The 19,320-nt window shown below is 72.7% G+C and carries 18 protein-coding genes; 10 read left to right on the top strand and 8 right to left on the bottom strand.

Features of this window, described 5'->3' with window-relative positions:
- Window positions 1-623: 623 nt before the first annotated feature.
- Window positions 624-1,790 carry an NAD(P)/FAD-dependent oxidoreductase gene (locus tag AB0M39_RS37635; protein ID WP_365372329.1) on the bottom strand — a complete coding sequence of 389 codons (1,167 nt, stop codon included), beginning with the start codon at window positions 1,788-1,790 and terminating at the stop codon, window positions 624-626.
- A 172-nt stretch (window positions 1,791-1,962) separates the two neighbouring features.
- Here AB0M39_RS37635 and AB0M39_RS37630 point away from each other — a divergent pair, with 172 nt between their 5' ends.
- Window positions 1,963-2,487, top strand: coding sequence for a Zn-ribbon domain-containing OB-fold protein (locus AB0M39_RS37630; protein ID WP_365372327.1), 525 nt, complete (start codon window positions 1,963-1,965; stop codon window positions 2,485-2,487).
- On the opposite strand, the gene AB0M39_RS37625 is transcribed toward AB0M39_RS37630, so the two are convergent.
- The gene (locus AB0M39_RS37625; RefSeq protein ID WP_365372325.1) at window positions 2,439-3,158 is read right to left on the bottom strand and encodes a pyridoxal 5'-phosphate synthase; all 720 of its coding nucleotides are present in this window, start codon (window positions 3,156-3,158) and stop codon (window positions 2,439-2,441) included. The two genes, AB0M39_RS37630 and AB0M39_RS37625, sit on opposite strands and share 49 nt — an antisense overlap.
- 137 nt (window positions 3,159-3,295) lie before the next feature.
- Between AB0M39_RS37625 and AB0M39_RS37620 the strand changes: the two genes are divergently transcribed.
- Window positions 3,296-3,880 carry a TetR family transcriptional regulator gene (locus tag AB0M39_RS37620; RefSeq protein ID WP_365372323.1) on the top strand — a complete coding sequence of 195 codons (585 nt, stop codon included), beginning with the start codon at window positions 3,296-3,298 and terminating at the stop codon, window positions 3,878-3,880.
- Window positions 3,881-4,000: 120 nt separating this feature from the next.
- On the opposite strand, the gene AB0M39_RS37615 is transcribed toward AB0M39_RS37620, so the two are convergent.
- Complete coding sequence (locus AB0M39_RS37615; RefSeq protein ID WP_365372320.1) at window positions 4,001-5,329, bottom strand: FAD-dependent monooxygenase; 1,329 nt, start codon at window positions 5,327-5,329, stop codon at window positions 4,001-4,003.
- Window positions 5,330-5,435: 106 nt separating this feature from the next.
- Window positions 5,436-6,605, bottom strand: a complete 1,170-nt coding sequence (locus AB0M39_RS37610; protein ID WP_365372318.1) for an acetyl-CoA acetyltransferase — start codon at window positions 6,603-6,605, stop codon at window positions 5,436-5,438.
- 33 nt (window positions 6,606-6,638) lie between these two features.
- Here AB0M39_RS37610 and AB0M39_RS37605 point away from each other — a divergent pair, with 33 nt between their 5' ends.
- The 3 genes from AB0M39_RS37605 (at window position 6,639) to AB0M39_RS37595 (ending at window position 8,842) form a co-directional block, all read left to right on the top strand.
- Complete coding sequence (locus AB0M39_RS37605; RefSeq protein ID WP_365372315.1) at window positions 6,639-7,013, top strand: DUF1801 domain-containing protein; 375 nt, start codon at window positions 6,639-6,641, stop codon at window positions 7,011-7,013.
- 108 nt (window positions 7,014-7,121) lie between these two features.
- Entirely contained in the window at window positions 7,122-8,369 is a 1,248-nt protein-coding gene (locus AB0M39_RS37600) for an acyl-CoA dehydrogenase family protein (protein WP_365372313.1), read from the top strand.
- Between the two features lie 29 nt (window positions 8,370-8,398).
- The gene (locus tag AB0M39_RS37595; RefSeq protein ID WP_365372331.1) at window positions 8,399-8,842 is read left to right on the top strand and encodes a nitroreductase family deazaflavin-dependent oxidoreductase; all 444 of its coding nucleotides are present in this window, start codon (window positions 8,399-8,401) and stop codon (window positions 8,840-8,842) included.
- A 183-nt stretch (window positions 8,843-9,025) separates the two neighbouring features.
- Here AB0M39_RS37595 and AB0M39_RS37590 read toward each other — a convergent pair whose 3' ends face one another.
- Window positions 9,026-9,673, bottom strand: coding sequence for a TetR family transcriptional regulator (locus tag AB0M39_RS37590; RefSeq protein ID WP_365372310.1), 648 nt, complete (start codon window positions 9,671-9,673; stop codon window positions 9,026-9,028).
- 397 nt (window positions 9,674-10,070) lie between these two features.
- Here AB0M39_RS37590 and AB0M39_RS37585 point away from each other — a divergent pair, with 397 nt between their 5' ends.
- From AB0M39_RS37585 to AB0M39_RS37570, 4 genes are all read left to right on the top strand, one after another.
- A complete protein-coding gene (locus AB0M39_RS37585; RefSeq protein WP_365372308.1) occupies window positions 10,071-10,979 on the top strand; it encodes a VOC family protein in 909 nt (302 codons plus the stop codon).
- A 326-nt stretch (window positions 10,980-11,305) separates the two neighbouring features.
- Window positions 11,306-13,744: a PQQ-binding-like beta-propeller repeat protein gene (locus tag AB0M39_RS37580; protein ID WP_365372306.1), complete on the top strand. Its 2,439-nt coding sequence runs from the start codon at window positions 11,306-11,308 to the stop codon at window positions 13,742-13,744.
- A 259-nt stretch (window positions 13,745-14,003) separates the two neighbouring features.
- Window positions 14,004-14,192, top strand: coding sequence for a hypothetical protein (locus AB0M39_RS37575; RefSeq protein WP_365372304.1), 189 nt, complete (start codon window positions 14,004-14,006; stop codon window positions 14,190-14,192).
- A gap of 100 nt (window positions 14,193-14,292) precedes the next feature.
- A complete protein-coding gene (locus AB0M39_RS37570) occupies window positions 14,293-14,802 on the top strand; it encodes a hypothetical protein (RefSeq protein ID WP_365372301.1) in 510 nt (169 codons plus the stop codon).
- Between the two features lie 254 nt (window positions 14,803-15,056).
- Here the strand turns inward: AB0M39_RS37570 and AB0M39_RS37565 are convergent, their stop codons facing one another.
- The 3 genes from AB0M39_RS37565 to AB0M39_RS37555 are packed head-to-tail and all read right to left on the bottom strand — an operon-like array spanning window position 15,057 to window position 17,423.
- The gene (locus AB0M39_RS37565) at window positions 15,057-15,830 is read right to left on the bottom strand and encodes an enoyl-CoA hydratase/isomerase family protein (RefSeq protein WP_365372298.1); all 774 of its coding nucleotides are present in this window, start codon (window positions 15,828-15,830) and stop codon (window positions 15,057-15,059) included.
- Window positions 15,827-16,258 carry an OB-fold domain-containing protein gene (locus AB0M39_RS37560; protein WP_365372296.1) on the bottom strand — a complete coding sequence of 144 codons (432 nt, stop codon included), beginning with the start codon at window positions 16,256-16,258 and terminating at the stop codon, window positions 15,827-15,829. The genes AB0M39_RS37565 and AB0M39_RS37560 overlap by 4 nt, the downstream gene beginning before the upstream one ends.
- A gap of 1 nt (window position 16,259) precedes the next feature.
- Window positions 16,260-17,423, bottom strand: a complete 1,164-nt coding sequence (locus AB0M39_RS37555) for a lipid-transfer protein (protein WP_365372294.1) — start codon at window positions 17,421-17,423, stop codon at window positions 16,260-16,262.
- Window positions 17,424-17,514: 91 nt separating this feature from the next.
- Here AB0M39_RS37555 and AB0M39_RS37550 point away from each other — a divergent pair, with 91 nt between their 5' ends.
- A complete protein-coding gene (locus tag AB0M39_RS37550) occupies window positions 17,515-19,071 on the top strand; it encodes a FadD3 family acyl-CoA ligase (RefSeq protein ID WP_365372292.1) in 1,557 nt (518 codons plus the stop codon).
- Window positions 19,072-19,320: the final 249 nt, after the last annotated feature.

Here is a 19,320-nt window from a genome sequence, read left to right as displayed (position 1 = left end):
GCTGGATTTTCAGCCCGTCCGGCGATTGAGGACACGGCCGAAGGCCGTACGGGGGCGAAGCCCCCCGGGGCGACGGTGACGTGCCCTGTGCGGGCGGCTCGCGGGGCGCTGCCCCGGACCCCGCGCCTCAAACTCCCCCAGACTTCGTCCGGGGGGACCCCCACGAGGCTGAATGTGCGCGCCCACGCCCGGGAAGCTCAGCGCCTCCGGCGGGGCTGAGTTTTCAGCCCGTCCGGCGATTGAGGACACGGCCGGAGGCCGTACGGGGCGCAGCCCCCTGGGGCGACGGTGACGTGCCCTGTGCGGGCGGCCCGCGGGGCGCTGCCCCGGACCCCGCGCCTCAATCTCCCCCAGACTTCGTCCGGGGGGACCCCCACGAGGCTGAATTGGGGGCCCACGCCCGGGAAGCTCAGCGCCTCCGGCGGGGCTGAGTTTTCAGCCCGTCCGGCGATTGAGGACACGGCCGAAGGCCGTACCGGGGCGTAGCCCCCTGGGGCAACGGTGACATGCCCTGCGCGGGCCGCCCGCGGGGCGCTGCCCCGGACCCCGCGCCTCAAACGCCGGCGAGGCTGAATTGGGGGCCCTGCCCCCGAGGGCCCGCGTCGGTGAGGCCCGGGGCGGGGTCAGGCGCGGCCCCGGGTGGACTTGCTCACCGATTTGGCGATTTTGCGGGCGTCGATCGCCATCTCGCGGAGCATCCCGCTGATCGGGTTGGTGAAGCCCGTGAAGTACAGCCCCGGGGCCTGCGCGGGAGTTCGGCCGCCGTGGGTCGTCGGTTTGCCGCGTTCGTCCAGGACGTCGAGGTGGCCGACGAGTCCCTCGAGCGATCGACGGTAGCCGGTCGCCGCGATCACCGTGTCGGGGGAGATGCGGGTGCCGTCCGCCAGGACCGCCTTGTCGGCCTCGAAGGAGTCGAGCGCCGCGACGGGTTCGACCTTGCCGGACTTGACCGCGTCCAGCAGGCCCACGTCCTGGACCGGGATCGCGCCTTGCTTGACCCGTGAGTACAGGCCGGTGTCCGGGCGCGGCAGGCCCTTGTCGGCGAGGTCCGGCACGGCGATCCGGCACATGAGGTCGCCCAGCCGGTTCACCAGCCATACCGGGAGCCTGCGGACGAGGATGCCCGTGCGCTGGGCCGGCCAGCCCGCCGTCGAGCGGCGCACGATGTGCGGGACCGTCCGCACGGCCAGGCGCACCCGTGCCGCGCCGCCTTCCACCAGGTCGACGGCGATCTCCGCGCCCGTGTTGCCGACGCCGACGACCAGGACGTCCTTGCCTTGGTACGGCGCTGCGTCGCGGTACTCGCGGGCGTGCAGCAGCTCGCCCGTGTAGGCGTCGCGGCCCGGCCAGTCGGGCAGGGCGGGGGTGTGGTTGTAGCCGGTGGCCACCACGACCGCCCGCCCGGTCAGCTCGCGTCCGCCGGTGGCGTGCAGAACCCAGTCGGCCCCCGAGCGCTCGACGCGGGAGACCTCGACGCCGGTGACGATCTCCAGCTCCTGGACCTCCGCGTACTTCTCCAGGTAGCGGACCACGTCGTCCCGGGACGCCCAGCGCCCGAACGACCGCGGCATCTTCAGCCCCGGCAGCGCCGACAGCCGGCGGGTGGTGTGCAGATGGAGTCGGTCGTAGTGGCGGCGCCAGGAGGCTCCTACCGAGTCCGACTTCTCCAGCACCACCGCTCGTATGCCCTGCCGCCGCAGCGCTGCCGCTGCCGCGAGACCGCCCGGGCCGCCGCCGATGACGTAGACGGGCCGGTCGTTGGTGCGGGCGAAGTCCTTTTCGTCGGCCATGAATCGTGAGCGTAACCGTCCGATTACTTGATGGGTCTCAGTCAAGACGGGAATCGGTTGCGAATCGATCACGCGACCGCACCTCTTGCGTAAGAACGGTTTCATCGGCTCAACTGACGTACCGTCAGAAGAAGTTCCGAAGACGTTCCAGTGGAAGGGAGGGGTGGCGCGGATGTCCGGTGCACCCCGGTACGACCTCCCCGAGATCGACGACTTCACCCGCCCCTTCTGGGACGCGGCCGCCGAGGGCCGGCTGCTGCTGAGGCGCTGCGGCGCGTGCGGGAGGGCGCACCACTATCCGCGTGAGTTCTGCCCGCACTGCTGGAGCGAGGACGTCGTCTGGGAGCAGGCGAGCGGCCGTGCCGTGCTCTATACGTGGTCCGTCGTCCACCGCAACGACCTGCCGCCCTTCGGCGGCCGGGTCCCGTACACCGCGGCCGTCGTCGACCTCGCCGAGGGGCCGCGGATGATGACCGAGATCGTGGAGTGCGCGGAGGAGGACCTCGCTATCGGGGTGGAGCTGGAGGTCGCCTTCCGTGCGGCCGGCGTCCCCGCCCCCGGCGGCGGGGAGGGGAGCGGCGGCGGCGGGGAGGAGTCGTCCCCGCCTCCCCCCGTCCCCGTCTTCCGGGCGCTCAGGCAGAGGTCGGCTCAGGGCCAGAGCAGCTCGCTCGCCCAGACCCCCGCCTCGCGGCGGTAGCGCAGCCGTACGTGCCGGCGCTGGACGTCGCCCTGGAAGAACTCGACCTCGTACGGATCGACCGTGTACCGCGTCCACGTCGGCACGGCCGCCTCGGGCTCGGCCTGCGCCCGCTCCCACGCGGCCTGCGACGTCTTCGCCAACTCCTCCAGCGAGCCGAGGCGCTCGCTCTGGCGGCCGGTGAGCGCCGCGGCCAGGGCGCCCGTCGAGCGGGCGTGCAGATCGGCCTGGCTCTCCGTCGCGCCGGCCGCGCTCACCGTGCCCCGGACCCGGATCTGACGCGCCTGCGCGGGCCAGTAGAAGCCGAGCGCGGCCTCCGGGCTGGCGGCGAGCTGCCGGCCCTTCGCGCTGGTGGCGTGCGAGGCGAAGTGCCAGCCCTGCCCATCGGCGTCGTGCAGCATCAACGTCCGTACGTCCGGCCGCCCCTGCTCGTCCACGGTCGCCAAGGTCATCGTGTGCGGCTCGGTCTGGCCGGCCGCCACGGCCTCGGCGAACCACCGGTGGAACAGCGGCAGCGGCTCCGCGGGCGCGGCGGCGGGGGCGAAGGCCGGAAGCCGGTCCAGGTCCCAGACCCGCTGGGCGTGCAGGAGGGCGCGGAACTCCCGCAGCTCGCCCTGCTGCCCGTTCTGCTGCTCGCTCTGCCGGTCGTCGTGTGCGTGGGCGTTGTTCATGGGTCCAGTCAACACCGGCACCCACACTTCGTACGTAGTACTACACTCGGAGTGGTACCCGTCCGTCGCGGCCCGCGCGGACTTCCGCCGCCCGGCCCGAGTCGGCGGGGAGCAGCGTCGACATCGGAGACGTACGAATGAGGCAGAACCTGGCCCGGCGCGCCGCGCTCGTGGACGCGGCCATCGAGGTGCTCGCCCGTGACGGCGCACGCGGTCTGACCTTCCGCGCCGTGGACGCTGCGGCGGAGGTGCCCAACGGCACCGCGTCCAACTACTTCGCCAATCGCGACGATCTGCTCACCCAGGCGGGCGGCCGGATCTACGAGCGGCTGCGCCCGGACGAGGCCACTATGGAGGCCATGCTCTCCGGCCCGACCACCCGGGCGCGGACCGCGGAGCTTGTGCGCGAGGTGGTGGAGCGCGTCGCGGCCTTCAAGACCGGCTATCTCGCCCTGCTCGAACTGCGCCTGGAGGCCACCCGGCGCCCTGAGTTGCGTGCGGTGCTCACCGCGCGCGTCAGCGAGGACGTGGAGGCGAACGTCACCGGCCATCTGGCGTCCGGCCTGCCCGGCGACGCCGACGCGGTCAAGATGATCTACCTGGCGACGAACTGGCTGATCGTGGAGCGCCTCACGCTGCCCGACGTCTTCCCCGAGGAGGAGGCGAGGAACCTGATCGCGGCGCTGGTCGAGCGGCTGATCCCGGAGGACCGCCCCGCCTAGCGCCTGCCCCGCCCAGTGCTCGCAGGCCGCGCTGCCTATAGCGCCCGCCGGCCACCCCGCCTATAGCGCCCGTCGGCCGTGCGGTCCGGCGTCCCTGCCGTCCCGCGTCCGTCGTCGTACTCAGGCGTACTGCTCGACCGGGAGGGCGTACGCCTTGACCGGGATCGCGTGCGCCGCCTTCTGCAGATCGTCGCGGATCTTCTTCGCGACCAGGTTCTTCCAGGGCAGCTTCGGCAGCCAGCGCACCATCCTCATCCGCAGCCGGATCTTCCTCTCGGACGAGACCGTCATCTCCTTCGCGAAGTTCTCCGCGAACTTCTGGTTGAGCTCGACGCCCGGCCGCATCTCGCTCTCGTAGCGCCTATAGGCCACGGTGTGATCGCCCCTCGCCGCCGCCAGCTCGCCCGCCAGGATGTACGCGCCGATCAGCGCGAGGCCCGTGCCCTGGCCGGAGGCGGGGGAGGCGCAGTGCGCCGCGTCGCCGAGCAGCACCACGCGGCCCTTGGACCAGCGGTCCATCTCGATCAGGGTGAGGGCGTCGAAGTAGAAGTCGTCGGCGGCCTGGGCGTTGTGCAGCATCCTCGGGATGATCCAGCCGTCGCCCTCGAAGACGTCGGCGAGGAGCTTCTTCTGCTGTGCCGCGTCGCGGTAGTCGTAGCTCAGCTCGGGCGAGCCGAAGACGAGCATGTTCTTCGCCGTGGTCTGGCCGCTCGCGCTATAGGCGCACACCAGCTTGTCGGGCAGGGCGTAGTACGTCTCCCAGCGGTCCAGGCCCAGGTCGTTGGGGGCGGTGAAGATGGAGATGTACGCGCCCAGGTGGCGCGTGAACTGCTTCTCGTCGCCGAAGGCCAGCCGCCGGGTGTGGGAGTGCAGCCCGTCCGCGCCGACGACCAGGTCGAAGCGGCGCACGCCCCCTCGCTCGAAGGCGACGGTCACGCCGTCCGCGTCCTCGTCGAGGGCGGCGATCGAGTCGCCGAAGAGGTACTCGACGTCGTCGCGGGTGCGCTCGTACAGGATCCGGGCCAGGTCGCCGCGCATGATCTCGTCGTCGCCCTCGGCGCGGCCGCCGAAGATCTCGGCGGGCAGCTCGGCGATGGTGCGGCCGTCGGCGTCGACGTAGGAGCCGCCGACCATGCCGGTGGAGTCGCGGCGCACCTCCGGCAGGATCCCCATCCGCTCGCAGACCTCGATCGCGACGCCGCGCAGATCCACCTTGTAGCCGCCGGGGCGCAGTTCGGGGGCGCGCTCGACGACGGTGGGGTTGAAGCCATAGCGGCGCAGCATCAGGGCGAGCGCGGGGCCGGCGATGCTCGCGCCGGAGATCAGGACGTCGCGGTTCCGCGGCGCGGGGCCGGGCGTGGGCGGGGTGTCGGGGGTGTTGCCCGTGGACTGGGCGTCGTGTGCGCTCTGGGCGTCGGGCGTGGGCTGGGTGCGGGGCGTGGACCGCATGGCGGGGCTCCTCGGGTCGTCGGGGCGGGGAGCCCCTGTCGATGACCCGACTATACGAGCGTCATATACGTTTGTCTATGACGCTCGTATAGATCGAACCTTCCCATCAGTCCCGCCCCAGCACCACCGTCCCCGAGGAGCAGAACCAGCCCCCCGTCCCCGACGCCACCGCCAGCTCGGGAAGCCGCCCGCCCGCCTTGGTGACCTGGCCGCCTCCCGCCTCGCCCCGCAGCTGCCGCACCGCCTCCACCAGCAGGAACAGCCCCCGCATCCCCGGATGGCAGGCGGAGAGGCCCCCGCCGTCGGTGTTCACCGGCAGCTCGCCGTCCCGCAGCAGCCGCCCCTTCTCGACGAACGCCCCGCCCTCGCCCTTCGCACAGAAGCCCAGGTCCTCCAGCGTCACGAGCGTCATATAGGTGAAGGCGTCGTACAGCTCGGCGACGTCGATCTCGGCGGGCCCGACGCCCGCCCGCTCGAAGGCCAGCCGCCCGCTGACGGCGGCCGGGGAGACGGTGAAGTCCTCCCACTCCGACATGGCGGTGTGCGAGACGTGCTCGCCCGTGCCCAGAATCCAGACGGGGGGCTTGGCGCAGTCGCGTACGTACTCCCGTGCCGCGATCAGCACCGCGCAGCCGCCGTCGCTGCGGATGCAGCAGTGCAGCTTGGTGAACGGGTCCGCGATCACCGGCCCGGACAGCACGTCCTCGACGGTGATCGGGTCGCGGAACATCGCGTCGGGGTTGTGCGCGGCGTTCGCCCGCGCCTGGACGGCGATCTCGGCGAGCTGCTCCAGCGTGGTGCCGTACTGGTGCATATGGCGGCGGGCGGCCATCGCGTACTTGGCGACGAGCGTGTGCCCGTACGGCGCCTCGAACTGGAGCGGGCCGCGCGCGCCGAAGGAGAGATTGGCGGTGCGGCGTCCCGCGCGGATGTCGGCGCGGGCGGTGGAGCCGTAGACGAGGAGCACGGCGTTGGCGTGGCCGGCCGCGACGGCGTCGGCGGCGTGCGCGGCCATGACCTCCCAGGTGGCGCCGCCGACGGCGGTCGAGTCGACCCACCGGGGCTTGAGGCCGAGGTACTCGGCGACCTCGACCGGGGCGAGCGTGCCCAGGCCCGCCGAGGCGAAGCCGTCGACGAGCGAGCGGTCCAGCCCCGAGTCCGCGAGAGCGCGGCGGGCGGCCTGGGCGTGCAGGGCGTAGGGGGTGGGGCCGTCGACGCGGCCGCAGTCCGAGAGGGATATGCCGACGACGGCGACGGAGCGCTGTGAGGCAGACATGAATCTGACGGTACATCAGATAGTCTGGCGCGCATGGTCAGCAGTGCTGCGGAAGACGTCGACGCCTACCTCGCGGAGGTGGCGGAGCCGGACCGGCTCACGGCGCTGGTCCGCATCCGGGAGCTGTGCCGGACGGAGCTTGCGGGCTTCGAGGAGGTGATGGCGTACGGCATGCCCGCGTACCGCAGGGCGGGCGGCGGCGAGAGCGAGATCGCCTTCGCGAACCAGAAGCAGTACGTGGCCTTCTATCTGATGCGCTCGGACGTGCGGGAGGCGTTCGAGGAGCGGCTGGTGGACCAGGACGTGGGCAAGGGATGCCTGCGGTTCCGGCGCATGGAGCGGATCGACTTCGACCTCGTACGGGATCTGCTGCGGGCGACGGCGGCGGAGCGGGGAGAGGTCTGCTGACGAGGCGGGCGAGGCGCTATAGCGGCGGGGGAGGTTGGCCGGGTCCGAGGTATGTGCATATCGGGCCCTCCCGCCTAGCATGACGGCCCGTCAGATATGGAGGGCCCCATGGACGCCGCCTTCACCGCGGAGCAGGACGAGATCCGCCGCACCCTGCGCGAGGTGCTGACCAAACGGTGCGGACCGGACGACGTCAAGGCCGCCGTCCGTACCGCCGACGGGTACGACGCCGAGCTGTGGACGCGGCTGTCCGAGCAGCTGGGGCTCCCGGGGCTGGCGTTGCCGGAGCGGTACGGAGGCGTGGGGTGCACGCCTATGGAGCTCGCGCTGGCCTGCGAGGAGACCGGGCGGGCGCTGCTGCCGTCGCCGCTGCTCGCGACCGCGGGGCTGGTCGCGCCGCTGATCGCCGCGCTCGGACGCGAGGCGCAGCGCGAGGCGCTGCTGCCGCGGATCGCGGACGGCTCGCTCACCTGCGCCCTCGCGGTGCCGGGCGGAAGCCTCGCGCTGGCGCTCGGGCTGACCGGCGAGAACGCAGGCGGGCAGTGGGCGGGCGGCGGCCGGGCGGGAGGCGTGCAGGCCCGGCCCGCGGGCGCCGGGGGCGGCTGGCTGCTGTACGGGGAGGCGGCGCAGGTCCTCGACGGGCACAGCGCGGGGGTGCTGGCGGTGGCGGCGCACACGGGCGGGTTCGCCCGCAGCCGGACGCTGCTCTTCCTGGTCAGGGCGGATGCGGCGGGGCTGGTCAGGGTGCGGCAGACGGCGCTGGACGAGACGCGGCCGCAGGCGCGCGTCGAACTGCGCGACTGCGAAGCGGAGTTGCTCGGCACGGACACGGGCGACGGCGCCGACGCGGGGTCCGGGCGTGTGGTCGACGTCCCCGGCGCGGGGCCGGACCGCGTGGTAGACGTCCCCGGCGCGCTGGCGACGGTCGGGGCGGGGGCGGCGGCGCTGCTCGCCGCGGAGGCGGTGGGGGCCGCGGGGAGCGCGCTGGAGAGGACAGTGGAGTACGTCGGGGCGCGCGAGCAGTTCGGGCGGGCGATCGGCTCCTTCCAGGCGGTGCAGCACCGGCTGGCGGACCTGTACGTACGGGTCCAGGCGGCGCGCTCGGCGGCGTACTACGCGGCCTGGGACCCCTCGGAGGGCGGACTGGCGCTGGCGGCGGGCCTGGAGGCGCTGCGGGCGGTCGCGGCCGAGGCGATCCAGCTGCACGGGGGCATCGGCTTCACCTGGGAGCACGAGGCGCATCTGTACTTCAAACGGGCGTCGGCGGACGAGCTGCTGTTCGGCCCGGTCCACAGACTCCGGGGCCATGCGGCCGAACGGGCGGGTCTCTTCGCGTCGGAAGCGGTGGCGGTGTGACCGGGGCGGGCGTGCGACTGGTCCAGAAGATGTCCTCGACGCGGGCCTTCGCGAAGATCGCGCCGCACTTCATTCCGGCGATGGACCGCGCGGTGCACCGGCTGACGCGGGGAAAGGTGCTGCTCAGCGCCCAGATGCTGCCGGGAGTGATCCTGACTGCCCGCGGCGCGAAGAGCGGCCTGCCCAGGGTCACCCCGCTGGCCTGCATGCCGCAGGAGGACCGGGGCGCCTGGCTGCTGATCGGCTCCAACTTCGGCCGCGAGGGCCACCCGTCCTGGACGGCGAACCTGCTCCGCCACCCGGAGGCCCAGATCAACTGGAAGGGCGTGGACATCGAGGTGACGGCGTCGCTGCTGTCGGGCGAGGAGCGGGAGGAGGCGTGGCGGCAGGCGCTGGCCTTCTGGCCGCCGTACGCGACGTACCAGGCGCGGGTGACGAGGGAGATCCGCCTCTTCCGGCTGACCCGCAGGTGACGGGGTGCGGGGACCCGGGGACGCGGGGCCGCGGAGATGCCGGCGGTGGCGGTGACGCGACCGCACCCGGACAGCAGGAGCGCCGACCGCACCCGGATACAGGAGCGCCGACGGCAGTCGTCAGGACATGACAGACCGCCGTCGGCGTGACAGGACTCGGGCGCGCGCTCTCGCGCGCCGCCGTTACTTCGTCGGCTTCTTCCCGGTGATGCCCAGATGCACCAACAGTGCGAGGTTCGGCTTCAGTTCCGCCTGTTTCACGCCCCAGGTCGTGAACCCCTTCTGGTGCGAGGCGACTGCGGCCAGCATCGCCACCAGGGAGCCCGCGACCGCCGCCGGACTGACGTCCTTGTCGACCTTGTTCTTGGACTGGAGTTCCTTCACCGCGTCCGTCAGGGAGTTGGTGACCGAGTTGAGGATCTTCATGCGGATCTTGTAGAACCGCTTGTCGCCCTCCGCCGCTCCGAGGTCCACCACCCTCAGGATCGCGTCGTTGCGGCGCCAGAAGTCCAGGAAGCCCTCGACCAGTTGCTCCGAGGTCTGCCACGCTGCCTTGCCCACCCAGGAGCGGTCGGCGACCAGTTCGGTCAACCCTGCGCCCTCCTTGGCCATTTCCTCGGCGATCTCGAGGACCGCGCCCTCGACGTCGGGGAAGTACTGGTAGAACGTCGCGGGCGAAGTGCCCGCCTTTCGGGCCACGTCGATGACCTTGACGTCCCGGTACGGCGAGGAGCTGAGCATCTCGCTGAGGCAGTCGAGCAGCTTCTGCCGCGTCGCCTGGCCGCGTCGTCCGGCCACTCGGCCGTCGACTGTGCGTACTTGTCCTGTCATGCCGTCAGCTTACCGAGGGGTGATCGGCGCGCGATTCGGCCGACTGCAAATGGGGTGCGGCAGCCATGGCGCACGGCCGGGGAGGCCATGGCGCAAGGCCGCGACGGGCTGCTCCGCGAGCGTGCCCGCGCGTGCCCCCGTACGCGCTCCGCGGGGCCGCCCCCGGCGGATCACGGCCCCTCGGCGGCCGCAGAACCACGGCGAGAATGCGCCAATAGTGTTATCAACAGCCTGTGGACAACTTCTGTGCACAACTCAACGAACCTTCGCCTCGAACCCGGTATTTTGAGCAAATGTTCGAATTTGTGCACTGCGGGTCGCGTGGTGCGCCGCTAGCTTGAGTGTGAGGGGCGCCACATCCCCTCGCGCCGTCCCCTGCGAAGGGAAGGACCGGTCCATGGCCGCATTCACTGAGGGCACGCCATGCTGGATCGACGCGCAGCTCTCCGACGTCGAGGCCGGCAAGCGGTTCTACGGCGAGCTCTTCGGATGGACCTTCGCGCAGGGAGACGGCCCCTTCTTCGACGCCTTCAGCGACGGCAAGCTCGTCGCCGCCCTCGCCCCCAAGCGGGACGGCCGTATGCCCACCGTCTGGGGCGTCTACTTCGCCGCTGCCGACGCCAGGGCGCTGACCAGGAAGATCGAGGAGGCAGGCGGCCAGGTGATCACCTCCCCCACGTCCCTCGGGGCCGCAGGCGTGTCGGCGCTCGCCACCGACCCCGGGGGCGCGGTCTTCGGCATCTGGCAGGCGGGCGAGAAGCCGGGCTTCGAGAAGCGGGGCGAGCCGGGCTCCTTCTGCTGGACCGAGGTGTACACCCGCGACAAGGACCGGGTGGACTCCTTCTACGAGTCCGTCTTCGGCTTCCAGGGCACCGATCTGCCCGACTCGACCGTCGACTTCCGCATGTGGTCCCCCGCCGGCACGGAGCCGGGCGACGAGACCGCCGTCGGCGGCCGCAGCGTTCTGACCGAGGCGTTCCCCGCCGAGATGCCAGGCCACTTCCTCATCTACTTCTGCGTCGACGACTGCGACGAGACCGCCGAGGCCGTCACCCGGCTCGGCGGACGCGTCCAGGCCCCGCCCTTCGACATTCCGTATGGACGCATCGCCGTGCTCACCGACAACCAGGGCGCTACCTTCGCCGTGCTGGCAGAGCCGGCCGGCCCGCCGGACGCGGCGGAGCCGGGGGCTCAGGCCGATCGGGAGGAAGCCGGCCGGGAAGCCGGGCCGGACGACCAGAAGCAGGGCCGCAGACAGGGCCGCAGGCGAGAGCGGAAGCGCGACCGGAAGGCGGAGACGGCCTGAAGGCGGGCGGGACGGCCTGACGGAGGGCGGGGGACGGGCTGACTGAGCGCGGGGCGGACTTGAGGGCGGGGCCTACTTAAGGGCGGGCGGGCGGCTGAAAGGGGCGGGAACGGGCTGAGGGCGGGCGGGGGCGGGCGGAAAGGCGCGGAGCCTGCCCGAATCCGGGTGAGACACCCCGATCCGCCCCCGGGTTCGCAACCGGCGCCGGAGACAGGAAGAATCAGGGTGCGCAACGCTGAGCGGCTCGGTGATGAGACGCTGCACGGGGCTTTATGTGGCGGGCTCCATATCTTCTGGAGTCCGTACGGGGAGGTGGCAGGCAAGTGATGGAGCAGCTGACGCAGCATGACCCGAGACGGATCGGTCCGTTCGAGGTGCTGGGCCGGCTCGGTGCCGGCGGCATGGGACTGGTCTATCTCGCCCGTTCGGCCTCCGGCCGCCGGGTCGCGATCAAGACGGTGCGCACCGAGCTCGCCGAGGACCAGCTGTTCCGCGTCCGCTTCACACGTGAGGTGGAGGCCGCCCGCGCGGTCAGCGGCTTCTACACCGCGGCCGTCGTGGACGCCGACCCGCGGGCGGCCGTGCCGTGGCTGGCCACCGCGTACGTCCCCGCGCCCTCGCTCGAGGAAATAGTGAACGAGTGCGGGCCCATGCCCGCCCAGGCCGTGCGCTGGCTGGCGGCAGGCGTCGCCGAGGCCCTGCAGTCCATCCACGGCGCGGGCCTGGTCCACCGCGACCTCAAGCCCTCCAACGTCCTGGTCGTGGAGGACGGGCCGCGGGTCATCGACTTCGGCATCGCGTCCGGCGTCTCCAACACCCGGCTGACCATGACGAACGTCGCCGTCGGCACGCCCGCGTACATGTCGCCCGAGCAGGCCCGCGACTCCCGCAGCGTCACCGGGGCGAGCGACGTCTTCTCGCTCGGCTCCACCCTCGTCTTCGCGGCGACCGGCCACGCCCCCTTCCATGGCGCGAATCCCGTCGAGACCGTCTTCATGCTGCTGCGCGAGGGCCCCGACTTGGACGGGCTGCCCGACGAGCTCCGCCCGCTCATCGAGTCCTGTATGCAGATGGAGGCCGGGCTGCGGCCCACGCCCGAGGACCTCCAGGCCCAGCTCGCCCCGCATCTGTTCTCCTCCGGCAGCGACGACAGCGGGACCGCCTCCGCCTGGCTGCCCTCCCGCGCCACCGCGATGATCGAGACCCGCCGAGGCGGCCGGCCCGCCCAGCCCGCCCCGGCACAGCGCCCCGCCGATCCGCCCCCGGCCCCGCAGGTCCCGCCCCCGCCGCGCCAGCAGCCCGACTGGGACTCGGGGTGGCAGGGCGGCAGCGATCCGCGTACGGGACAGGCCGCGCCCTCGCCCGTCGGCGCGCAGGCGTCCGGCGCGCCCGCCTCGACGGGACCGGTGCGGCTGGCCGGGGCGAAGGTCCCCATCGGCCCGGGCCCCCGCGTCGCCGACGCCGGTCGCGGAGCGGTCGTCGAGGCCGGTCCCGCCACCGGCTGGGTCCGCCCGCCCGCCGGGCTGAACGGCTCGGACCCCGCCGGGTCGCCGCAGGGCTCCGCCCCCGCCCAGGCCCCCGTGCCGCCGCCCGCGCAGCCCCCGGACGCGTCCCCCGCCCACTGGCGGCCCTGGCGTTTTCGGATGTCGAACGACGTCTGGGGCACGCCCGTGGTCGCCGGCGACCTGCTGTACGTCACGTCCTTCGAGGTGCACGCCCTGGACGTGGGCAGCGGCCGCCGCCAGTTCAAGACCAGGGACGTGGCGTGGGCGATGGCCGTCTCCGGAGGCTGTATCCACGCCTCGGACGGGCCGACGCTGTACGCCCTGGACGCCACGAACGGCACCGAGCGCTGGCGGCTGCAGACCGACGCCTGGGTGTACTCCCTCAAGGTGGACCGCGGCACCGTGGTGACCGGGACGCGCGGCGGCGGCGTACAGGCGTGGGAGGCGTCCAACGGCGAGAAGCTGTGGGAGGTCACCGGCGCCCAGACCGACTTCGAGACGCCCGAGGCCGGGCCCGCGGTCTTCGGCGACACGGTGTTCGTGTGGAAGGACGCGCGGCTGCGCGCGCTTGACTCGCGCACGGGCGTCGAGCGCTGGTCGTACCCCGTGGGCGACGCGGCGTCCTGCGGCAACGTCCCCGTGCGGGTGCACTCCGCGCCCGACGGCTATGTGTACGTCGCGGCGGGCACCCGCGTCCTGGCCGTCGACGTCTCCAGCGGCCTGGTCCGCTGGCACTTCGAGGCCCCAGCGGTCTTCCTCTCGCCGCCGGTCTTCGCGCCCGGCCCCGCCGTGACGGGCGGCGGCGTCTATCTGGCCGACTACCTCGGCACGGTGTACGCCCTGGACGCCACGACCGGCAAGGACCGCTGGCGCATCGCCACCGAGTCGCGCCAGTCCATCGAGCCCGTCCTGGTCGCCGCCGGGAACATCCATGTCGGCAGCGGCAGCGCGCTCTACACCCTGGACGCGGTCACCGGCACGCCCATGTGGCGCTTCGCCGCGGGCGGCGAGGTCATCGGCGCGCCCGTGGTCGCCGACGGCCGGGTCCACTTCGGCTCCGCCGACCATGTGCTCTACACCCTCGACGCGAGCGGCGGCCAACTGCGCTGGAAGCTCGCGACCGGCGGCGAGATCACCGGCTCCCCGGTGGCGCAGGGCGGGGTGGTGTACGCGTGCAGCAAGGACCGCTGCGTCTACGCCCTCGACGCGGTCAAGGGCACGGCGACGGGACGCGGCGCCGGCGCCGGGGGAGCGCGTTAGGCCGTTCGGGGCGCCCGGGCCGGAGCAGTGCGTGCGACCGCAACGCCTCCCGGCTGCACGCCCGGCGGGCCAGACCGCCCGCCCGCCCGTGCGGTCCCGATGGCGACGCGCACGCAGCGGGCGTAGCGTCGTGATCGAGACGGCCGCCGTATCCGGCCCCTTCCGTGCCTTGTGCGACGGCCGTCACGCCCCCTGAATTCCCGGCGGATTCGCGACTGCTGCCGTGTCCGCGCCGTGTCAGGTACATCAGGTTCAGGGGGTGGGGCGCGGTGCTGCGCCGAACCTCGACTTCACCGGTCTGGGCGGCAAGTGCATCGACTACGGCTCGGGCAAGGTGACCGTCGAGCCGGGCCAGAGCAAGACGTTCGAGGTCGAGATGGCGACGCCGAAGGACGCGGCGCGGGTCAGGGAGTGTCAGATCGGCGACGTCGACGTGCTGGAGGGCTGAGCCCTTCGCGGGTGGGCCGGAGCTGTCCGTGCACGCTGCTAGGGTGACGTGCGCTCGTCAAATCGAGCACGCACCTACCACTTTCAACGGGGGTTGAAACGTGAAGATCCGTCATGTCCGCGCTGTCGCCGTCTTCGGCATCGTGCTCGTCGCTCTGACGGGCGCGCGAGGCTCCGGCGGCGGCAGCTGCGGTGGTGGAAGCAGCCACGGCGGCGGCTCCAGCTCCAGCTCCGGCGGCAGCAGCGACAACGACAACGGCAGCTCCACGTCCGGCGGTTCGCTCCCCGGCGGCGGCAGCAGCAGCGCCCGCAAGGCCGAACGCGACGTCCGCATCCTCGAGTGCGGCCTCGACAAGGCCGGCAAGAACCTCACCGCGAAGATCACGGTCACCAACACCGACTCGCTGGCGTACGCCTACGACGTCAGCCTGCAGTTCAAGGGCGACCTCGGCGCAGCCGACGTGAACGTCGCGATCGCCAAGGTCGACGGGCTCCAGGTCGCCGCGGGCGGCTCGCAGACGACCACGGCCACCACCCCGTACACCGGCTCCGGCAACGGCTCCGAGTACAAGAAGTGCGAAGTCATCAGCGCGAGCCGCACGGCCAGCTAGTCGCACAGGTCCGGGGTCTGCGGTCCGGGGCGCGCGCCCCGGACCCGCCTCTGGTGCCTGGCGCCCGGACCCACCTCTGGCACCTGGTGTCCGGACCCGCCCCTGGCGCCCAGCGCCCCGGACCCACCCCTGGCCCTGGCGCCCGGACTCGCCTCTGGCCCCCGGCGCCCGGGGCGCACCTGGGGCCCTCGCCTGGGACCCGCGCCCGGGACGCACCCGGCACCCCGCCCACACGCCCCCTGGCCCCACCGCGGTCAGCGCAGCCGGTATCCCGATCCGCCGCGCCCCGCGAAGCGCTCCGCCTGGCGCTCCGGCGGCAGACTGCCCAGCGCGATCAGATGCGGCGCCTGCGCGAACGCCGCCGCCCGCGCCCCCTCCCCGGCCGCCCACACCGCCCGGACCGTGCCCTGCACGGCCTCGGTCGGGTACGACGCCACCACCGCCGCGGCCCGCAGCGCGGCCGTCGCCGCCTCGCCCGGCTCGGTCAGCTCGGAGACCAGGCCCGTCTCGTACGCCCGTCGGGCCGAGACCCGCTCGGCCGTTCCCATCAGCGCCATCCGCGCCGCCTCGCCGTACGGCGTCCGCTGCGCCAGATAGACGGCCTCGTAGGCGCTGACCATCCCGTACGTCGTGTGCGGATCGAAGAAGGCCGCCTCCCTCGACGCCACGACGAACTCGCTCTCGCCGAGCAGATAGAACGCGCCGCCGCAGGCCATCCCCTCCACGGCCGCGATCACCGGCTTCCACAGGTCGTTCGCCTTCGGGCCGATGGCGAGCAGCGGATCGTCGATCGAGTACGGGGACGAGGGCTGCGGCACCTCGGCCGAGCGGTCGATGCCGGTGCAGAACGCCTTCACGCCCGCGCCCGTGATCACCGCGGCCCGCACCGAGTCGTCGTACCGGAACTGACGCCAGGCGGCGGTCAGTTCGGCGGCCATCGCCAGGTCGACGGCGTTGTGCCGCTCGGGCCGGTCGAGCGTCAGGAGCGCGACGCCGGTCTCCTTGTCCGTCTCGATCCGCAGGCTCACGGCCGCTCCAGCAGCCAGCGCGGCACGGTCAGCTCGCCGAGGCGGGCGAAGACGGCCCGCACGGGCGCGCCGATGCGCAGCCGCGCCGGGTCGACGGAGTTCAGCGCCGCGTCCGGGGCGGCGACCACGTTGCCGACGAGCCGGATGCGCGGCGCCTCCGCGAGCTCGACGACGACGGCGTTGTACGGGGCCTGTTCGGCGTAGTCGGGCAGCAGCGGCGGATGGGGCAGCACATACGACCAGATCCGCCCGCGGCCGCTCATCAGCCGCCACTCGCTGTCGAAGGACTGGCAGTGCGGGCAGCAGGGCCTGGGCGGGAAGCGCAGCTCGCCGCAGCCGGGCGCGGCGCACGCCTGGACGCGCAGTTCGCCCTGGGCGGTGTACTGCCAGAACGGCGCGCCGTCCTCGTCGACGACCGGTGCAAGCATCTCAACTCCTCAGCAGGACAGCCGATGTGGGAACCCCCTCGCCCGCCGTGACCAGGCACGTCGCGGCGTCGGGGACCTGCGCGGTGGAGACGCCGCGCAGCTGCTTCACGCCCTCGTTGATGAGGTTGAAGCCATGGACGTACGCCTCGGAGAGTCCGCCGCCGCCCGTGTTCAGGGGCAGCCGGCCGCCGATCTCCAGGGCGCCGCCCTCGGTGAAGGCGGCCCCCTCGCCGCGTCCGCAGAAGCCGTAGCCCTCCAGCGAGAGCGGGATGAGCGGGGTGAACGCGTCGTAGATCTGGGCCACGTCGACGTCCTGCGGGCCGAAGTCCGCGGTCTTCCACAGCTGGCGGGCGGCGGTCCAGGCGGGGCCGGTCAGCGGGTCGTCGTTCCAGTAGTTGACCATGCCGTGGTGCTGGGCGGGCAGGCCCTGGGCGGCGGAGTGGATGTAGACGGGCCGCTGCCGGCAGTCGCGGGCCCGCTCCGCGCCGACGATCACGCAGGCGAGCGCGCCGTCGGTCTCCAGGCAGTTGTCGAAGAGGCAGAGCGGCTCGCTGATCCAGCGGGCGGTCATGTACATCTCGCGGGTCAGCGGCCGGTCGAACATCACCGCGGCCGGATTCTGGTTGGCGCGGTTGCGGCAGGCGAGGGCCACATTGAACAGATGGTCGCGGGTCGCGCCGTACTCGTGCATATAGCGGCGGGCCAGCATGCCGATCTCGTCGGTGGGCCGCAGCAGTCCGAAGGGGCGGGTCCACTGGGCGGGGGTGGGCAGCTGGACCGCCGTGTTCTTCCAGGGCCTGGGCCCCGAACCGCGTTTGCGGGAGCGCCAGGCGACGCCGACGCTCGCCTGTCCGGTGGCGACGGCGGCGGCGAGATGGGCGAGGGTGGCGCAGGAGCCGCCGCCGCCGTAGCCGACCTTGGAGAAGAAGGTGACGTCGCCCGCGCCGATGGCCTTGGCGACCTCGACCTCGTCGGTCTCCTCCATGGTGTACGAGGCGAATCCGTCGACTTCGCGGGGCTCGATGCCGGCGTCGTCGAGGGCCGCGAGGATCGCCCGGCAGGCCAGGGTCTTCTCGGATTCGGGCAGTTGTCTCGCGAAGGGCGTCTGTCCGATGCCGACGATCGCCGTCGCATCTCTCAAGGGCACGGTCCCGGGCGTCGCCATGGCTGCCTCCCCGCTCGTCATGACTGCTGACAGCCGGGAAGGCTACAGCTAATCTGACGGTTAGTCAGCTACTGCGGTGGGAGGGCTTGCGATGCGTGGCGACCTGGAGTGGGGCAGCATCCCGAGGCTGGTACGCGACGCAGCGGGGAGATACGGGGAGCGGGAGGCCGTCGTCGAGGGCCGCACCCGCGTCTCGTACCGAGAACTGGGCGAACGCGTCGAGCGCGCGGCCGCCGCCTGCATGGCCGCGGGCGTCGAGCCCGGCGACCGAGTCGCGATCTGGGCCCCCAACACCCTCGACTGGATCGTCTCCGCGCTCGGCGCGGTCACGGCGGGAGCGGTGCTCGTCCCGCTCAACACGCGGTTCAAGGGCGGCGAGGCGGCGTACGTGCTCCAGCGCAGCCGGGCCAAGCTGCTGTTCATCACGGGCACGTTCCTCGGCGCCTCGTACGTCGCCTCGCTGCGCCGGGCGGACGCGGACCTGCCGCACCTGGAACAGGTGGTGGTCCTCGCCGACTCCGCGCCCGACGACTTCCGCACCTGGAAGGACTTCCTGGCCGACGGCGACTTGGTCACCTCGCGGCAGGTCCGCACCCGCGCGGACTCCATCGAGCCCAGCGCCCCCTCCGACATCGTCTTCACCTCGGGCACCACGGGCAGCCCCAAGGGCGCGGTCATCACCCACGCCCAGACCCTGCGCTGCTACGACGTGTGGAGCGAGCTCGCCGGGCTGCGCGAGGGCGACCGCTATCTGATCGTGAACCCCTTCTTCCACACCTTCGGCTACAAGGCGGGCGTCATCGCCTGCCTGACCAGGGGCGCGACGATGGTGCCGCAGCCGGTCTTCAACGTGGACACCGTGCTCGCCAACATCGCCGCCGAGCGGATATCGGTGCTGCCGGGGCCGCCGACCCTTCACCAGTCGCTGCTGGACCACCCGTCCCGCGACCAGCACGACCTGTCCGCGCTGCGGCTCGTGGTCACCGGCGCGGCGGTGGTCCCGCTGCAGCTGGTCGAGCGGCTCCGCGGCGAGCTGGGCATCGCGACAGTGCTGACGGCGTACGGACTCTCCGAGGCGAGCGGCATCGTCACCATGTGCCGCCGCGGCGACGACCCGCAGACCATCGCGTCGACCTCCGGGCGGGCGATCCCCGGCACCGAGGTCCGCGTCGGCGCGCCGCTCGGCGAGCCGGGCGAGGTCCTGGTGCGCGGACACAACGTGATGCAGGGCTACTTCGAGGACCCCGAGGAGACGGCCCAGGTCCTCTCGGAGGACGGCTGGCTGCGCACGGGCGACGTGGGGGTGCTGGACGCGGCGGGCAACCTGCGGATCACCGACCGGATCAAGGACATGTTCATCGTCGGCGGCTTCAACGCGTACCCCGCGGAGATCGAGCAACTGCTCGGCCTCCACCCGGACATCGCGGACATCGCGGTGATCGGCGTCCCGGACGCGCGGCTGGGGGAGGTCGGCAAGGCGTACGCGGTCCGCCGGAAGGGCTCGACGCTGACGTCGGACGACGTGATCGCCTGGGCGCGGCGGGAGATGGCGAACTACAAGGTGCCGAGGAAGGTGGAGTTCGTGGGGGAGCTGCCGAGGAATGCGAGTGGGAAGGTTCTGAAGAGGGAGCTGAGGGGGCGGGGCTGAGTTGCCCCTGCGCGGGCGACCTGCGGGGCGCTGCCCCGGACCCCGCGGCCCGACCATTTCAGCCCGTCCGGCGATTGAGGACGTGGAGCGCCCGCGGTCTAGGGCGGCGTGTCCTGTGCGGGCGGCCCGCGGGGCGCTGCCCCGGACCCCGCGCCTCAAACGCCGGCGGGGCTGAATACGCGCCTCAGTCGCCGGAAACCCAGCCCGTCCGGCTTTTGTGGACACGGCCGAAGGCCGTACGGGGGCGTA

Origin of the sequence: Streptomyces sp. NPDC051907 (assembly GCF_040681075.1) — a bacterium.
In the GTDB taxonomy this organism is placed as follows: Bacteria; Actinomycetota; Actinomycetes; order Streptomycetales; family Streptomycetaceae; genus Streptomyces.
This window is presented reverse-complemented; position numbering and strand designations above follow the sequence as displayed.

Coding starts and splice junctions, on each gene's coding strand:
- AB0M39_RS37590 (WP_365372310.1), bottom strand. CDS start 9,673: ATGACAGGACAAGTACGCACAGTCGACGGCCGAGTGGCCGGACGACGC.
- AB0M39_RS37630 (WP_365372327.1), top strand. CDS start 1,963: ATGTCCGGTGCACCCCGGTACGACCTCCCCGAGATCGACGACTTCACC.
- AB0M39_RS37610 (WP_365372318.1), bottom strand. CDS start 6,605: ATGTCTGCCTCACAGCGCTCCGTCGCCGTCGTCGGCATATCCCTCTCG.
- AB0M39_RS37595 (WP_365372331.1), top strand. CDS start 8,399: ATGTCCTCGACGCGGGCCTTCGCGAAGATCGCGCCGCACTTCATTCCG.
- AB0M39_RS37550 (WP_365372292.1), top strand. CDS start 17,515: ATGCGTGGCGACCTGGAGTGGGGCAGCATCCCGAGGCTGGTACGCGAC.
- AB0M39_RS37620 (WP_365372323.1), top strand. CDS start 3,296: ATGAGGCAGAACCTGGCCCGGCGCGCCGCGCTCGTGGACGCGGCCATC.
- AB0M39_RS37560 (WP_365372296.1), bottom strand. CDS start 16,258: ATGCTTGCACCGGTCGTCGACGAGGACGGCGCGCCGTTCTGGCAGTAC.
- AB0M39_RS37625 (WP_365372325.1), bottom strand. CDS start 3,158: ATGAACAACGCCCACGCACACGACGACCGGCAGAGCGAGCAGCAGAAC.
- AB0M39_RS37605 (WP_365372315.1), top strand. CDS start 6,639: ATGGTCAGCAGTGCTGCGGAAGACGTCGACGCCTACCTCGCGGAGGTG.
- AB0M39_RS37635 (WP_365372329.1), bottom strand. CDS start 1,790: ATGGCCGACGAAAAGGACTTCGCCCGCACCAACGACCGGCCCGTCTAC.
- AB0M39_RS37585 (WP_365372308.1), top strand. CDS start 10,071: ATGGCCGCATTCACTGAGGGCACGCCATGCTGGATCGACGCGCAGCTC.
- AB0M39_RS37615 (WP_365372320.1), bottom strand. CDS start 5,329: ATGCGGTCCACGCCCCGCACCCAGCCCACGCCCGACGCCCAGAGCGCA.
- AB0M39_RS37555 (WP_365372294.1), bottom strand. CDS start 17,423: ATGGCGACGCCCGGGACCGTGCCCTTGAGAGATGCGACGGCGATCGTC.
- AB0M39_RS37580 (WP_365372306.1), top strand. CDS start 11,306: ATGGAGCAGCTGACGCAGCATGACCCGAGACGGATCGGTCCGTTCGAG.
- AB0M39_RS37600 (WP_365372313.1), top strand. CDS start 7,122: ATGGACGCCGCCTTCACCGCGGAGCAGGACGAGATCCGCCGCACCCTG.